The 13,693-nt window shown below is 70.0% G+C and carries 18 protein-coding genes; 12 read left to right on the plus strand and 6 right to left on the minus strand.

All coding sequences use genetic code 11. The annotated features are described in order from the left end of the window. The first annotated feature begins 62 nt into the window (after positions 1-62). The 5 genes from BM066_RS09590 to BM066_RS26660 all read left to right on the plus strand — a co-directional run bounded on the left by BM066_RS09590 (position 63) and on the right by BM066_RS26660 (position 4,007). Positions 63-1,088 carry a N(4)-(beta-N-acetylglucosaminyl)-L-asparaginase gene (locus BM066_RS09590; RefSeq protein WP_089926696.1) on the plus strand — a complete coding sequence of 342 codons (1,026 nt, stop codon included), beginning with the start codon at positions 63-65 and terminating at the stop codon, positions 1,086-1,088. A 148-nt stretch (positions 1,089-1,236) separates the two neighbouring features. Then, positions 1,237-1,614, plus strand: coding sequence for a VOC family protein (locus BM066_RS09595; RefSeq protein ID WP_089926699.1), 378 nt, complete (start codon positions 1,237-1,239; stop codon positions 1,612-1,614). Between the two features lie 93 nt (positions 1,615-1,707). After that, complete coding sequence (locus tag BM066_RS09600) at positions 1,708-2,940, plus strand: DUF4331 family protein (RefSeq protein WP_089926702.1); 1,233 nt, start codon at positions 1,708-1,710, stop codon at positions 2,938-2,940. 2 nt (positions 2,941-2,942) lie between these two features. After that, positions 2,943-3,791, plus strand: coding sequence for a DUF4198 domain-containing protein (locus tag BM066_RS09605; protein WP_177218424.1), 849 nt, complete (start codon positions 2,943-2,945; stop codon positions 3,789-3,791). Between the two features lie 72 nt (positions 3,792-3,863). After that, positions 3,864-4,007: a hypothetical protein gene (locus tag BM066_RS26660; RefSeq protein WP_218150901.1), complete on the plus strand. Its 144-nt coding sequence runs from the start codon at positions 3,864-3,866 to the stop codon at positions 4,005-4,007. A gap of 226 nt (positions 4,008-4,233) precedes the next feature. Here the strand turns inward: BM066_RS26660 and BM066_RS09615 are convergent, their stop codons facing one another. Beyond that, complete coding sequence (locus BM066_RS09615; RefSeq protein ID WP_089926708.1) at positions 4,234-5,076, minus strand: helix-turn-helix transcriptional regulator; 843 nt, start codon at positions 5,074-5,076, stop codon at positions 4,234-4,236. A gap of 49 nt (positions 5,077-5,125) precedes the next feature. Continuing rightward, positions 5,126-5,815, minus strand: coding sequence for a nitroreductase (locus tag BM066_RS09620; RefSeq protein WP_089926711.1), 690 nt, complete (start codon positions 5,813-5,815; stop codon positions 5,126-5,128). Positions 5,816-5,929: 114 nt separating this feature from the next. On the opposite strand from BM066_RS09620, the gene mtgA reads away from it, so the two are divergent. Continuing rightward, a complete protein-coding gene (mtgA, locus tag BM066_RS09625; RefSeq protein WP_089926715.1) occupies positions 5,930-6,607 on the plus strand; it encodes a monofunctional biosynthetic peptidoglycan transglycosylase in 678 nt (225 codons plus the stop codon). A gap of 10 nt (positions 6,608-6,617) precedes the next feature. Beyond that, positions 6,618-7,181, plus strand: a complete 564-nt coding sequence (locus tag BM066_RS09630) for a GNAT family N-acetyltransferase (RefSeq protein ID WP_089926718.1) — start codon at positions 6,618-6,620, stop codon at positions 7,179-7,181. On the opposite strand, the gene BM066_RS09635 is transcribed toward BM066_RS09630, so the two are convergent. From BM066_RS09635 to BM066_RS09645, 3 genes are all read right to left on the minus strand, one after another. Continuing rightward, positions 7,157-8,104, minus strand: coding sequence for a cation diffusion facilitator family transporter (locus BM066_RS09635; RefSeq protein WP_089926721.1), 948 nt, complete (start codon positions 8,102-8,104; stop codon positions 7,157-7,159). The two genes, BM066_RS09630 and BM066_RS09635, sit on opposite strands and share 25 nt — an antisense overlap. 46 nt (positions 8,105-8,150) lie before the next feature. Continuing rightward, positions 8,151-9,446 (minus strand): PQQ-dependent sugar dehydrogenase, encoded by a 1,296-nt coding sequence (locus BM066_RS09640; RefSeq protein ID WP_255367535.1) that lies wholly within the window; start codon positions 9,444-9,446, stop codon positions 8,151-8,153. 87 nt (positions 9,447-9,533) lie between these two features. After that, positions 9,534-9,734 (minus strand): KTSC domain-containing protein, encoded by a 201-nt coding sequence (locus BM066_RS09645; protein ID WP_028038824.1) that lies wholly within the window; start codon positions 9,732-9,734, stop codon positions 9,534-9,536. Between the two features lie 167 nt (positions 9,735-9,901). Between BM066_RS09645 and BM066_RS09650 the strand changes: the two genes are divergently transcribed. The 3 genes from BM066_RS09650 (at position 9,902) to BM066_RS09660 (ending at position 11,705) form a co-directional block, all read left to right on the plus strand. Next, the gene (locus BM066_RS09650) at positions 9,902-10,306 is read left to right on the plus strand and encodes an MAPEG family protein (RefSeq protein WP_089926728.1); all 405 of its coding nucleotides are present in this window, start codon (positions 9,902-9,904) and stop codon (positions 10,304-10,306) included. Between the two features lie 46 nt (positions 10,307-10,352). After that, positions 10,353-10,988 (plus strand): LysE family translocator, encoded by a 636-nt coding sequence (locus BM066_RS09655; protein ID WP_143093704.1) that lies wholly within the window; start codon positions 10,353-10,355, stop codon positions 10,986-10,988. A gap of 147 nt (positions 10,989-11,135) precedes the next feature. Continuing rightward, on the plus strand, positions 11,136-11,705 hold the full coding sequence (locus BM066_RS09660) for a CC0125/CC1285 family lipoprotein (protein WP_369823240.1): 570 nt from the start codon (positions 11,136-11,138) through the stop codon (positions 11,703-11,705). Positions 11,706-11,808: 103 nt separating this feature from the next. On the opposite strand, the gene BM066_RS09665 is transcribed toward BM066_RS09660, so the two are convergent. Then, positions 11,809-12,591, minus strand: a complete 783-nt coding sequence (locus BM066_RS09665; RefSeq protein WP_089926734.1) for an SDR family NAD(P)-dependent oxidoreductase — start codon at positions 12,589-12,591, stop codon at positions 11,809-11,811. Positions 12,592-12,645: 54 nt separating this feature from the next. On the opposite strand from BM066_RS09665, the gene BM066_RS09670 reads away from it, so the two are divergent. Next, positions 12,646-13,068 (plus strand): YkvA family protein, encoded by a 423-nt coding sequence (locus BM066_RS09670; protein WP_089926737.1) that lies wholly within the window; start codon positions 12,646-12,648, stop codon positions 13,066-13,068. Beyond that, a complete protein-coding gene (locus BM066_RS09675) occupies positions 13,061-13,693 on the plus strand; it encodes a lysoplasmalogenase (RefSeq protein WP_089926740.1) in 633 nt (210 codons plus the stop codon). Before BM066_RS09670 ends, BM066_RS09675 begins: the two co-directional genes overlap by 8 nt.

The raw sequence follows: 13,693 nt of genomic DNA on the forward strand, positions 1-13,693 counted from the left end.
CCGGTATCCACCTTCGGCCGTCACGCTCTAGGATTCGCGAAACGACGTCTTGGAGCACACCCATGCTGAATCGCAGAGGCCTAATCGGCGCCTCCCTCGTTGGATCGAGCCTGATGGGGGCCGGCGCGGCCGCGGCGGCCGGCGGTGGGACAGGCATCCAGCTGACCCGGCCCTGCGTGATCTCCACCTGGGACTTCGGCGTGCCGGCCAACCAGGCGGCCTGGGCGATCCTCAGCAAGGGCGGCCGGGCTCTGGACGCGGTCGAGGCCGGGGCCCGCGTCCCCGAGCAGGATCTGAAGAACCACAGCGTCGGCCGGGCCGGCTATCCCGACCGCGACGGCCACGTGTCGCTGGACGCCAGCATCATGGACGAGCAAGGCAATTGCGGCGCCGTCGCCGCCCTGGAGCACATCGCCCACCCGATCTCGGTGGCCCGGGCGGTGATGGAGAAGACCCCGCACGTCCTGCTGGTCGGGGCCGGGGCCCTGCAGTTCGCCCAGGAGCAGGGCTTCCCGCGCGAGGAACTGCTGACCCCCGAGTCCCGCGCCGCTTGGGAGGCCTGGAAGAAGGACGCCAAGTACGCGCCCAAGGCCAACAGCGAGGTCGGCGACTACGGCAAGACCTCAGGCCGGCTGGGCACGCCGGGCGGGGCGGGCAACCACGACACCATCGGCATGCTGGCCCTGGACGCGAAGGGAAACCTGTCGGGCGCCTGCACCACCAGCGGCATGGCCTGGAAGCTGCGCGGACGGGTCGGTGATTCGCCCATCGTCGGGGCGGGGCTCTATGTCGACAACGACGTGGGCGGGGCCACCTCGACCGGCGTCGGCGAGGAGGTGATCCGCAACGTCGGCTCGTTCCTGGTGGTCGAACTGATGCGCCAGGGCCGCTCGCCGCAGGACGCCTGCAAGGAGGCGGTGGCGCGGATCCTGAAGAAGAAGCCGCAGGCCAAGGACATCCAGGTGGGCTTCCTGGCGGTCAACAAGCAGGGCCAGGTCGGGGCTTGGGCGATCCAGAAGGGCTTCACCTACGCCCTGTGCGACGGGGCGCGGCAGGACCGACTGGTGGCGGGGGAGAGCTTTTACTGAGGGGAGGCGACGTGACGGCGTGGGGGTCTCGACGCACGTCGAAGACCCTTTCCTCCCACGCCCAAGCCTGTAATCTTCACGTCAGGGACACCGCTCCTCAGCCCGGCACGCGCACCGCCGCCCCTGCCAGCCCTTCACGGTTCAAGCGATGACCCAGCCCACCCCCAAGACCATCACCTACGGCCGCGCCGCGCCCGGCGTCGTGGTGCGCGACATCCAGGCGGCCCACGCCTTCTATGCCGGCGTCCTGGGGTTCACGAAGGTGTTCGAGAACGGCGACCCCGTCGGCTTCATGGTGCTGGAGAAGGACGCGGCCGAGATCCATCTCAGCCAGGCGCGCGAGCACCGTCCGACGACGGTCAATGTCTTCCACATGTACGTGGACGACGTGGCCGCCCTCTACGCCATCTGCCAGGCGGCCGGGGTGCGAATCATCAAGTCTCTGCAGGACAAGGACTACGGCCAGCGCGCCTTCGTCTTCGCCGATCCGGATGGCAACCGCATCGACGTGGGCGAGCCGATCTGACGGCCGGCCCGGGTCCCTAAATCGCTAAAGATTTCGACAGCGGGCGACCGCCGTTCCAAGGCCTTCTGCGGCTCCAATCCTCAGGAGCCCCCCATGACCCGCACCATCAACACCCGCCGCGCGCTGGCGGCCGGCCTGGGAGGCGCGGCGGCCTTGCTGCTGGCCGCCGCCGGACCGGCGCGGGCGTCCGACCACCTGGACACGCCCAGCGTCATCGCCGATCCCCGGGCCGACATCGGCGACATCTTCGCCTGGACCTCGCCGGACCGCCGCAAGCTGAACCTGGTGATGGCGATCGTCGGCCACGGCTTTTCCAAGGACCTGGCCTATGTCTTCCACGTCGACAGCGGCGCGCGGTTCGGCAGGACGACCGCGACGACGACGATCTCGTGCCGGTTCGCCGGGGCAGGGATCCGCTGCGAGGCGGGCGGGGACGAGGCCCTGGGCGACGCCAGCCGACCCGAGGGCCTGGTCTCGCGCCGCCACGGTTTCCGCGTCTTCGCCGGCCTGCGCGACGACCCGTTCTTCAACAACGTCAAGGGCACGCGCGAGGCCTACGACGCCGCCGCCGCGGCGCTGAAGGCCGGGGCGCCGCGGGACGAGGCGGGTTGCCCGGCCTTTGACCAGGCGACCTCGGCGAGGATCCTGGACCGCTGGCGCCACACGCGGGGCGGACCGGCCCAGAACCTGCTGGCGGGCTGGACCCCCGCCTCGCTGGTCGTGTCGATCGACCTGCCCGCCGTGTCGCGCGGCGGCGGGCTGCTGGCGGTCTGGGGCGAAACGGTCGATCCCAAGGGGCGCATCGACCGGATGGGCCGGCCGTTGACCGGCAACGCCCTGCTGGCCACGCTGGAGCCCGACGCGGTCAGCGACGCTCTGAAGGAAGCCTACAACCACGCCACGCCCGCGACCTCGGACGCCTTCATCCCCGAGATCGAGAAGACCCTGGGTCTCTACGACGCCTTCGATGGCGAATGCGGCAACGCCGTGCTGGCCGACCGCCCGGCCGGGGCGTCGCGCTACCTGAACCTGGCGGTGCTGCTGGCCGACGACCGACTGTGGATCGACAGCGCCGGAACGCGATGCACGACCCTGTTCGCGGTGGAGCTGGCCGCCCTGGCCGGACGCCGCGACCTGGCCGGGGACTGCGGCGGGCGGACGCCGAACTACGACGCCGTCGACGTCTACCGCTCGCTGCTGGCCACCGGCGGCCTGACCGGCGTCGATGACGGGGTCGACCATGACGACCACGTCCATTCCGACACCGTGTTCCCGTTCCTGGCCGCGCCCGACGGCGCGGTCTATCCCGCGCGCAAGGAGTCCTGACCGTGGCCCGTCTCATCACTTCGCTGCGTCGCGCCCTGCTGGCCGCCGGCGCCCTGGCCCTGGCGTGCGGCCCCCGGGTCGCCGCGGCCCACGAGTTCTGGATTCAGCCCGAGCGGTTCCAGCTGCCCGTCGGGGCGGCCACACCCATGACCCTGCAGGTCGGCACGGGGACCGAGCGTCAACGCTCGCAGCTGCCGCCGCGCCGCGTGCTGCGGTTCGACGCCGCCGCGCCGGACGGCGCGATCCAGGACCTTCGCCCGGCCCTGACCCTGGGCGCCCCGACCGCCGACGGCGCCTTGAGCTTCTCGCGGCCGGGAGCCTATGTCGTCACCCTGCGCAGCGACGCCGGCGCCCAGAGCCACCTGTCGGCCGCTCGCTTCGACGCCTATGCCCGGGAGGAGGGCCTGACCCCGGCCCTGGAGGCGCGCGCCGCGCGGGGACAACAGGCTATCGACGCGTCCGAGCGCTACAGCCGCCAGACCAAGGCCCTGGTCCAGGTCGGCGAAGGCGGCGCCCAGGCGGCGGTCACCCGGCCGGTGGGCCTGACCCTGGAGATCGTGCCCGAGGTCAGCCCCTACGCCCGGCCGCGTCCGGCCGCCCTGCCGGTGCGGGTGCTCTACGAGGGGCGGCCCCTGGCGGGCGCGCTGGTCAAGCTCACCGACCTGGCACACGACGCCGCGCCGCTGGAGCAGCATCGCACCGACGCCGAGGGTCGCGCCGGCTTCGCTATGCCAGACGGCGGGGCCTGGATGATGGACGTGGTCTGGACCAAGCCGCTGGTCGACGAGGGCGTCGACTTCGAGACCGTGTTTTCGAGCCTGAGCTTCGGTGTTCCCGTTCGAACGCGCTGAGGCTCGTCACCCCGAACCACCGGCGGCGCGTTTCGACAATCGCTGGGGCCCACGCCAACAGGAGATGGACTCATGCCAGGTAGAGACAGCGACGCGATCGTCCGCGCGGTGTTCGCGGCCTATGCCGCCAAAGATCGGGCCGCCATCGAGCGATTAATCGCGTCGGACTTTCATTTCACCAGCCCGCTCGACAATCGCATCGATCGCGCGACCTAATTTCGAGAGGTGCTGGCCCAACAGCGGGGGGATCGAGGGTTTTGATTTCGTCCGCTTGATGACAGGCGACGACCAGGTCGCGGTGACCTACGAGGGCCGCGTGGCGGGCGGGGAAGCGATTTCGCAACACGGAGATGTTCACCCTGCGGGGTGATCAGGTCGTGGAGGTCGAGGTCTATTTCGGTTGGTCGCTGCCCCATCCGGCCCCGGCCGGCGGGTTCGTCGATCAGGCATAGCGGCGCGGCGGCGCGACGGTGCGTCGGAAGTCGCCCGGGCTCTGGCCGTAGTGTTGGCGAAACGCCGCGCCGAAGTGACTGTGGCTGGAGAAGCCGAGGTCCAGGGCCAGGTCGGTCAGATCCTCGCAATCGCCCAGCCGGTCCAGAGCGCAGGCCAGCCGTAGCCGCAACTGGTAGCGATAGAGCGGCTGGCCTTCCGCCTTGGCGAAGACCTGGGTCAGGTAGACCGGCGAGACGCCGACCTCGCCGGCGATCTCGCCCAGCGTCCAGCGACGGGCCGGATCGGAGGCCAGCGCCAGCTTGGCGCGGTCGGCCAGCTTGTGGCGGCCGTAGCTGGCCGCCCGAGCAGGGGAGGCGCGCTCGCCCAGGGCGCGGCGGACCAAGTCCAGGGTCAGGCTCTCGGCCTGCAGCGGCTCAAGGGCGCCGCGCGCCAGGCCGCGCCGCAGCTGGGCGGCCAGGGCCTGGACCCCCGGATCGACGCCCCGCGCCGGTCGCCGGAACACCGCCAGGCCGCCGTCCTCCAACTGTTCGGCGGGCGACAGTTCGGCCAGTAGGTCGTCGCCGATCGACACCGACAGACAGGCGTCGCCGCCGCCGACCGGATGGCTGATCGCATATTCCTGGTCTTGGTTGAAGAACACGACCTGATTGGCCTCGGCCACCATGTCCTGGCGCCCGACGTGGCGGACATAGGCACCGCGATAGGGAAAGACGAGATGGGTCGCGGCGGCGCACTCGCTGGGGCTCCTGTGCCGGCAGGCGCCGTCGCAGGCCACGTCGCGGACGCCGACCGTGGGCGTTTGCAGCAGCAGGGTGACGCTGAGTTCGTTCATGGCCGTCCGCTATCGACGGACCGGGTTATGATGGCAATGACCTGGGAGGTTATGGCGCGTCCTGGTCGAACCCGCGCATCACGGCCCATTCCTCGAACGGCTCCCGTCGCGAGCGCCAGCTGTTCACCGCCGCCGTCTCGTCGCGATAGCCCAGCGCCATGCCGCAGAACAGCATGTGGTCGGCGGGCAGGTCCAGGAAGGTCGCCGTCAGCCGGCCATAGGCCGACCAGAACTCCTGGGCGCAGGTGTCCAGGCCTCGCTCGACGGCCAGCAGCATCAGGGTCTGCATGTACATGCCGATGTCCGACCACTGTGGCGGGCCGCAGTCGCGGTTGACCGAGAAGAACAGGGCGACCGGCGCGCCGAAGAACTCGGCGTTCTTGGCGAACTGCTGGAGCCGGCCCAGCTTGTCCTCGCGCGGGATGTTCAGGGCGCCGTAGAGATCCTCGCCGACCTGGTAGCGGCGGGTGCGCAGCGGCTCCCAGAGGTTGGGCGGATAGACGTGGTATTCCGGCTCGTCGCGGTCCATCAGCCGGGCGGCGACCAGGGCCTTGAACTCGGCCAGCGGTTCGCCGGCCAGGGCGTGCACCACCCAGGGCTGGAGGTTCCCGCCCGAGGGCGCGCGGGCGGCGGCCTCCAGCAGCTCGCGGACCACGGCGCCCGGCACCGGGTCGGGCCTGAAGGCGCGGACCGACATCCGCCGTTCGACAGCTTCGGAAACGGTCTTGAACGGGATCATCAAGGCCTCGCTAACGGGTGGGCGGCTATCCCCGCGACAAAGGCTTGGCTAGCATCCGGCCGCAAGGTCAAGGCAAGTGCGGCGGGGCCGGCGGCGAAAGGCGAGGGGCGATCGGTGAAGGTGCTGGTGCGTAACATCCTGGTGGCCCTGTTCATCGTGCTGGTCGCCGGGCCGGTGCTGACGGTGATCGTCTACCGCTTCGTGCCGCCGCCGGCGACGCCCCTGATGGTCATCCGCCTGGCCGAGGGCAAGGGCTGGAACCACCATTGGCGGCCGATCGGCGAGGTCTCGCCGGCCCTGCCGCGCGCCCTGATCGCCGCCGAGGACGCCCGGTTCTGCGACCATCACGGCTTCGACTTCGACGCCCTGCAGAAGGCCTACGAGAACAACGGCAAGGGCAGGAAGATCCGTGGCGGTTCGACCATCAGCCAGCAGACCGCCAAGAACGTCTTCCTGTGGCCGGGCCGATCCTATGTCCGCAAGGGGCTGGAGGCCTATTTCACGGTGCTGATCGAGACCCTGTGGGGTAAGAAGCGGATCATGGAGGTCTATCTGAACTCTATCGAATACGGCCCGGGGATCTATGGCGCGGAAGCCGCGTCGCAGGCCTATTTCAAGGTCGGGGCCGATGGGCTGACGCAGCAGCAGGCGGCCCGGCTGGCGGCCATCCTGCCCAGCCCGCTGAAGTGGAAGGCGGTCAATCCGGGGCGCTACGTCAAGAAGCGCTCCAGCCGGATCGGCAGGGCCTCGGGCGCCGTGCGCCGCGACGGCCTGGCGGCCTGCGTGGCCTAGGAGAATCCCGATGATCGCGCCCGGTCCGACCCTGGAAAGCGCTCGCCTGATCCTGCGGCCGCCGGCCGCCGAGGACCTGGACGGTTGGGCCGAGCTGATGGCCGACGCCGAGGCCGCTCGCTTCATCGGCGGCCAGATGAGCCGGTCACAGGCCTGGCGGATGATGGCGACCATGGCCGGCTCCTGGGCGATGAACGGCTTTGGTATGTTCTCGCTGATCGAGAAGGACACCGGCCAGTGGGTCGGCCGGATCGGGCCGTGGCGCCCCGAAGGCTGGCCGGGGAGCGAGGTGGGCTGGAGCCTGCATCCCCGCGCCCACGGCAAGGGCTATGCGGTCGAGGCGGCGACGGCGACCATGGACTGGGCCGTTGATCACCTGGGCTGGACGCGGCTGGTCCACTGCATCGACCCGGCCAACCTGGCCTCGATCAAGGTGGCCCAGCGGATCGGCTCGCGCTTCCTGGAGGTCGGCCGCCTGCCCGAGCCCTATCACGAGGTCGAGGTGCACCTGTGGGGGCAGACCGCGGAAGAGTGGAAGGAGCGGCGGGCTCAGGCCTTCAACGGTCGGGCATAGGCCGCCCGGGCCCGGCCCGAGCGCACGAACACCCGGGTGATCCGCTCGTCGATCGCGCGGATCCGCACCGCGAAATCATCGGCGGCGTCTTCGATCTCGCCGGCGGTCAGCGTGTCGTGGAAGTCCAGGGTCACGCCCAGCAGGATCTCCTGCGGTCCCAGATGCATGCTCAGCACCTCGGCCACGGTGTCGATGCGCGGATCGGCGGCCAGCATCGCGCGCACCGCTTCGACGATGCGGGGCGAGGCCGACTCGCCGGTCAGCAGGCTGCGGGTCTCGTTGGCCAGGAAGATCGCCACACCGACCAGCAGCACGCCGATGGCCGCCGAGGCCGCGCCGTCGGCCCAGGGAAGGCCGACCATCGCCGAGCCGGCCACGCCCAGGGCGGCGATCGCCAGCCCGGCCAGGGCCGCGCCGTCTTCCAGCAGCACGGCGAAGATCGACGGGTCCTTGCTGCGACGGATGGCGCGGAAGAACGGCGCGCCCTTGCGGACGACCTTGAATTCCTTCCAAGCCACCAGAAACGAGCCGCCCTCGAACAGCACGGCCAGGCCGATCACCAGGAAGTTGATCCAGGCCTGTTCGATCGGCTCGGGCCGTCGGATCTTCAGCACGCCCTCGTAGATCGAAAAGGCGCCGCCCAGGGCGAAGATCAGCAGGGCCACGACGAAGGCCCAGAAATAGACCTCCATCCCATAGCCGAACGGATGGGTCTGGCTGGGCGGCTTGCGGGCCCTGGCCAGGCCCAGCAACAGCAGGCCCTGGTTGCCGGTGTCGACGCCGGAGTGGATGGCCTCGGTCAGCATGGCCGAGGAGCCCGTCAGGGCGAAGGCGGCGAACTTGGTGGCGGCGATGGCCAGGTTGCCGGCCAGGGCCGCGTAGACCACGGTGGTCGAGCTGCTGTGGGTTCCCGTCGCGGCCATGCGGCCCGAACGCGGCGGGAGGCGGCCCGTTCCGGCTCGGTCCGCTTTACGGTCGATCGACGGCGAAGCGGATGATGCTGGCGTTCTTGTCGTCGGCGACCCAGATGGCCCCGTCGGCGGCGACGGTGATCCCGACCGGCGTCCCCTGCGGCCGCGCGCCCTCGACCCGGCCCCAGCCCGGGGTCAGCACTTCGGCCTGGGCGGCGGGGCCGGCCCCGAACGGCCGCGAACCGCTGGGATAGATCGGATACGTCGCCCTGGCGCGGGTCAGCGGAACGCCGCCGGCGTCGACCTCGAAGGCGACCAGCCGGCCGCCGGTCGAGCGATAGCCGTGCCAGCTCATCAGCAGCTTGCCCTTCAGCCGGGGGAACATCGCGCCCTGGTACCAGGTCATGGCCAGCGGGGCGACGTGGGGCGGCAGCAGGGCTACGGGCGGGGCGTGGTCGCCGGAGGCGCAGTCCATGGCGCCGGCCCAGCCGGGTGTCGGCGTGGCCATGTCCTGGCAGTAGGGCCAGCCATAGTGCCGGCCGGCCTCGATGCGGTTGACCTCCTCGAACGGGCTCCAGCGGTCGTCGAAATCGTAGCTGTTCTCGGCCTGCAGCACCGTTCCCGACGGATGCACGGCCAGGGCCACCGAATTGCGCAGGCCGCGCGCCAGCATCGTGAACTTCGGGTCCCAGCGGCCGGGCGCCAGGCGGGCGTAGCGGCGGATCCCGGCCGTGGCCTCCTCGCCCTCGGACTGGTCGCAACGGTCGGTTCCGACCCGCGCGCCATTGGCGTCCAGGCATTGGTCCGAGGGCGCGCCGACATTGACCAGCAGGGCGCTGTCGGTCGCGAACACGAACTGCGACAACGGATGGCGATTGTCGTGCAACTTGTTGTCGGGCAGGCCGGTGATCACGTCCTGCACCGTGGCGGCCGGGTCGGCGGCGCGCGGGTCGAAGCGGAAGATCCGGCTCATCTCGCCGACATAGACCAGGCCGTCGGGGCCGATCGCCAGGCCGTGCGGCAGGGACAGGCCGGTCAGCAGCGGCTGCAGCTGCACGGGCTGGCCGGGGACGGCGGTCAGTCTCCAGACCACGCCGCGCGGACGGGTCCAGTCGGCCAGGTCGGCGACCAGCCAAGTCTGGGCGTCCAACTGGACCAGGGTGCGGGGCAGGCGCAGCTGACGGTCGGCGAAGGCGCCGGGCGTAGGACCGGCCACCAGGCCGGCGCACAGGCCTTTCTCGGTCTCGATCGCCAGCCGGGGCCAGCCGTCGCAGGTTCCTTCGACCTTGTAGGCCACCCGCGGCGCGGCTTGAACGGCGCCGGCGACCAGGCCGGCGGCCAAGCCGAAAACCAAGGCGATTCCCGCCCGCACCATGTCGCCGCCCCCGTCCGATCAGAGGCTGCGATCTAGCGTTGCATCGGGGCGAAAGGGAAGAGGGCGTCAGACCCGATTGTAAGGGTATCGGTCGCGGATCATCCGCTGGAAGAACCGGCCCTTCGACGGCGCCCGTTCGAAGGCCTCGGTCACGCGGGGCGGCACCCCGACATAGACGTATTCGTCGCCGTCGATGAACGTGACGAACAGCTTGCCGTGCTCGGGCTCGTAGTCGATTCGCCGGATCGCCGTGGAGTCGACACGCATGGCTGGAAGTCTCCGCATGAGGATCGGTTTCAGACGAAAAGCGCGTGGCCGCCGTGGGCGGTTCCAGCCTTTTCGTGGGCGCCTGTTTTGGGTGCAATCCCGAGCGAACTGGGTTGTAGTCCGAGGATCGGAAGGCTCCGCTTCACGGGAGTCGGGGAGAAGCGCCTATGCAACCACATTCCTGGGTCGCGATCGTCACGATCGCCGCGCTGCTGGTCTATGTCTGGATGACCGCCCGCATCAGCCGCGCGCGGGCCAAGTGCGGCATCCACGCGCCGGCCATGACCGGCGATCCCATCCTCGAACGCCACATCCGTGTCCAGGCCAACACCCTGGAATGGCTGCCGCTGTTCCTGCCGTCGCTGTGGCTGTTCGCGATCTATTGGAGCGATCTAGTCGCCGTCATCCTGGGCGTGATCTGGATCGTCGGACGGATCGTCTACGCCCTGGGCTATGTGGCCGATCCGGGCAAGCGCGAGGCTGGCTTCATCATCCAGGCCCTGGCGACGGCGGTCCTGCTGTTCGGCGCCCTGGGACGCGTCATCTGGGTGCTGGCGACGGTCGGGGCCTAGCAGGCCGTTGGCCCGGCGGGCGGAGCTTGGCTAAGAGGGACTGGCCATGATCCTGCCCGTCGATCCCACCCGCTACAGCGCTTTCCTGGTGACCATGTTCGTCATGGCCATAACCCCGGGGCCGGCCAACCTGTTCGCCATCGCCACCGGCATGCAGAGGGGCAAGGGCGCGGCCTTGCTGGGCGTGGCGGGCATGAACACCGCCACCCTGGTCTGGTTCGGCTGTTCGGCCGTGGGGCTGGGCGCGCTGATCATCGCCTTCCCGAAAGCCTTCCACCTTCTGGCCCTGGCCGGCGCGGCCTATCTGGTCTGGCTGGGGGTCAAGTCGATCCGGTCGGGCCTGAAGGACGCGGGCGGCGAGGGCGAGGCGCACAGGTCGTTCCGCATGGGCCGCTCGGCGTTCCGCGACGGCTTCGCCGTGCAGATCGCCAACCCCAAGATCCTGCTGTTCTTCACCGCCGTGCTGCCGCCGTTCATCGACGTCCAGCGGCCGCTCGCGCCACAACTTCTGATGTTCGCCGCCGCCACCATCGGCATGGACCTGATCAGCATGAGCAGCTACGGCCTGGGCGGCGCGGCGCTGTCGTCGCGGATGACCGAACCGGGGTTCCGCAAGGGTTTCGCGATCGTGGTCGGGGTCTTGCTGATCACCGCCGCGGGGCTGATCGTGGCGCGCGGCTGATCTCATCGCTGAAACGCAATGGCCTTGGCGAAACCACAAAGCTGGGCCATGCATTAGACTGATGGGACGAAAAGAGTCTTTTCGCCAAGATTCCGAGTGAAGGAATGCGCCATGACTAATCGCAAGACCCTATCCGGCAAGGCCGGGATGGTCGCGGCCGTGGCGCTGGCCGCCCTGCTGACGGCCTGCGCCACCGCCACCCCCTACCAGCCGAACATCCGGGGCCAGCAGGCCACGGGCGGCTTCTCCGAACAGCGCCTCGAAGGCGACCGCTACCGCGTGACCTTCGCCGGCAACAGCCTCACCTCGCGCGAGACCGTCGAGCGCTATCTGCTGTACCGGGCCGCCGAACTGACCACCCAGCAAGGCTACGACTGGTTCGAGACGGCCGACCGCCGGACCGACCGCGACGCCCGCACGGTGATCGACAGCGACCCCTTCGGCCGGCCGTTCGGCTATTACGGCGGCGGCTACGGCTACTGGCGCCCGGCCTGGCGCTATTACGGCCCCCGCTACGGCGGCTGGCGCGCCTGGGATCCCTACTGGGGCGACCCGTTCTTCGATCGCGCCGAGATCCGGACGATCGAGAAGTTCGAGGCCAGCGCCGAGATCGTGATGCATCGGGGCGCCAAGCCGTCGGGCGATCCGCGGGCCTATGACGCGCGCGAGATCATGGCCAACCTGGCGCCCAGCATCCAGCGGCCGGCGCCGAAGTAGTCTTCCACCTTCTCCCCTTGCGGGAGAGGGCGAGCGACGGGCTGAAGACAGGACCGCCGCGATCAGCCGAAAGGCCGGTCGCGGCGGTTTCCGTTTGGGCGCCTTACCGCGGCGCCATGCGGATGCCGCCGTCCAGGCGCACGTCCTCGCCGTTGAAATAGCCGCAGGTGATCATGGTCAGCGCCAGCTGGGCGTATTCCTCCGGATTGCCCAGGCGCTTGGGGAACGGCACCGAGGCGGCCAGGGCGGCCTTCACGTGCTCGGGCGCGCCGTTCATCAGCGGGGTGTTGAAGATGCCCGGCAGGATGGTGTTGACCCGGACGCCGTCGTTCATCAGGTCGCGGGCGATCGGCAGGGTCATGCCGATGACGCCGCCCTTGCTGGCCGAATAGGCGGCCTGGCCGACCTGGCCGTCCTCGCCCGCCACGCTGGCGGTGTTGACGATCGCGCCGCGCTCGCCGTCCGCCAGCGGCTCCAGGTCCAGCATGCCCTTGGCCGACTTGGCGATGCAGCGGAAGGTGCCGACCAGGTTGATCTGGATGATCATGTTGAAGGCGTCGAGCGGGAAGTGCCGGGCCTCGCCGGTGGCCTTGTCGCGGCTGGCGGTCTTGATGGCGTTGCCGGTCCCGGCGCAGTTGACCAGCACCCGCTCCTGGCCGTGAGCGGCGCGGGCCTTCGCGAAGCCGGCGTCGACGGCTTCGTCCGAGGTGACGTCGACCTTGCAGAACACCCCGCCGATCTCCCGGGCGACTTCTTCGCCCTTAGCCGCGTTCATGTCGAAGATGGCGACTCTGACGCCTTGGGCGGCCAGGGCGCGGGCGGTGGCCTCACCCAGGCCCGAGGCGCCTCCGGTGACGACGGCGGCGACGGTGCTATCGAGTTTCATGGACGTTTCCTCGGAGCTTGCGTTTAATTGGAACTTGAGGAGCGGTTTAACCCGATGAGCGCTGACGCCAAACCATCCCCTGACGTCAACCCCGAGGCCAACGCCCGCGAGGTGCTGGACCCGAAGAAGGCGCTCGTGCCGGCCACGGTGCGGGTCAACGAGCAGCGGGTGGCGCGCGGCTTCTGGCCGAAGATTCGCAAGGTGGCGTCCAAGGTCCCGTTCGCGGCCGACGCCCTGTCGCTGTGGTGGTGCGCCAAGGATCCGACCACCCCGACCGCCGCCAAGGGCATGATGCTGGCGGCCCTGGCCTATTTCGTGCTGCCGACCGACGCGATCCCCGACGTGCTGCCGGCCATCGGCTTCACCGACGACGCCGCCGTCATCGCGGCTCTGATCGCCATCGTCGGCAAGAATCTCAAGCCCCGCCACAAGGACGAGGCCAAGACCTTCCTCGCCAAGCTGGGCGCGGATGACTGACCTCCTGTTGTGGGGTTTGGCCGGGATCTGCGCGGCGCTGTACGGCCTGGTTCTGGTCCAGCGGCCGCCGTCGGTCCTGCGGACCCTAGTCAAGACAATGGCCGTCGGGGCCCTGGCCGGGCTGGCCTATCTGGAGGGCGGCGGGCCGTGGCTGGCGATCGCCCTGGCCCTGTGCGCGGTCGGCGACGCCTTCCTGGCCGGCGATCCCAAGCGCTGGCTGCCGTTCGGCCTGGCCGCCTTCCTGGCCGGCCATGTCGTCTACGGGCTGCTGTTCTGGCGCGAGCGGGGGTCCGTCGGGACGGCGTTCTGGGCTGTCGCGCCGCTGATCGTGCTGGCCGCCGCCGTGATGCTGGCGCGGTTGTGGCGGTCGCTGGGCGCGCTGAAGCCGGCGGTGGTCCTCTACGTCCTGGCCATCGTGACCATGGTGTCGACCAGCCTGCTGCTGCCGCGCCCGCGCTGGCCGGCCACGGTTGGCGCCCTGGCCTTCATGGCCTCCGACGCGATCCTGTCGTTCGACCTGTTCAAGGGGACCAGGCTGGCCGGCTCGCCCCGATTGACGGCCTGGGCGGGGTGGTTCCTGTATTTCGGCGGCCAGGCGATGATCACCTGGGGCATGTTGCGATAG

Origin of the sequence: Caulobacter sp. UNC279MFTsu5.1 (genome assembly GCF_900114015.1) — a bacterium.
Lineage (GTDB): Bacteria > Pseudomonadota > Alphaproteobacteria > Caulobacterales > Caulobacteraceae > Caulobacter.

What these genes read in the sequence shown, in the direction of transcription:
- BM066_RS09590 (WP_089926696.1), top strand. Translation starts at nt 63, where the DNA reads ATGCTGAATCGCAGAGGCCTAATCGGCGCCTCCCTCGTTGGATCGAGC.
- BM066_RS09595 (WP_089926699.1), top strand. Translation starts at nt 1,237, where the DNA reads ATGACCCAGCCCACCCCCAAGACCATCACCTACGGCCGCGCCGCGCCC.
- BM066_RS09635 (WP_089926721.1), bottom strand. Translation starts at nt 8,104, where the DNA reads ATGGCCGCGACGGGAACCCACAGCAGCTCGACCACCGTGGTCTACGCG.
- BM066_RS09650 (WP_089926728.1), top strand. Translation starts at nt 9,902, where the DNA reads ATGCAACCACATTCCTGGGTCGCGATCGTCACGATCGCCGCGCTGCTG.
- BM066_RS09670 (WP_089926737.1), top strand. Translation starts at nt 12,646, where the DNA reads ATGAGCGCTGACGCCAAACCATCCCCTGACGTCAACCCCGAGGCCAAC.
- BM066_RS09630 (WP_089926718.1), top strand. Translation starts at nt 6,618, where the DNA reads ATGATCGCGCCCGGTCCGACCCTGGAAAGCGCTCGCCTGATCCTGCGG.
- BM066_RS09600 (WP_089926702.1), top strand. Translation starts at nt 1,708, where the DNA reads ATGACCCGCACCATCAACACCCGCCGCGCGCTGGCGGCCGGCCTGGGA.
- BM066_RS09655 (WP_143093704.1), top strand. Translation starts at nt 10,353, where the DNA reads ATGATCCTGCCCGTCGATCCCACCCGCTACAGCGCTTTCCTGGTGACC.
- BM066_RS26660 (WP_218150901.1), top strand. Translation starts at nt 3,864, where the DNA reads ATGCCAGGTAGAGACAGCGACGCGATCGTCCGCGCGGTGTTCGCGGCC.
- BM066_RS09665 (WP_089926734.1), bottom strand. Translation starts at nt 12,591, where the DNA reads ATGAAACTCGATAGCACCGTCGCCGCCGTCGTCACCGGAGGCGCCTCG.
- BM066_RS09645 (WP_028038824.1), bottom strand. Translation starts at nt 9,734, where the DNA reads ATGCGTGTCGACTCCACGGCGATCCGGCGAATCGACTACGAGCCCGAG.
- BM066_RS09615 (WP_089926708.1), bottom strand. Translation starts at nt 5,076, where the DNA reads ATGAACGAACTCAGCGTCACCCTGCTGCTGCAAACGCCCACGGTCGGC.
- BM066_RS09660 (WP_369823240.1), top strand. Translation starts at nt 11,136, where the DNA reads ATGGTCGCGGCCGTGGCGCTGGCCGCCCTGCTGACGGCCTGCGCCACC.
- BM066_RS09675 (WP_089926740.1), top strand. Translation starts at nt 13,061, where the DNA reads ATGACTGACCTCCTGTTGTGGGGTTTGGCCGGGATCTGCGCGGCGCTG.
- BM066_RS09620 (WP_089926711.1), bottom strand. Translation starts at nt 5,815, where the DNA reads ATGATCCCGTTCAAGACCGTTTCCGAAGCTGTCGAACGGCGGATGTCG.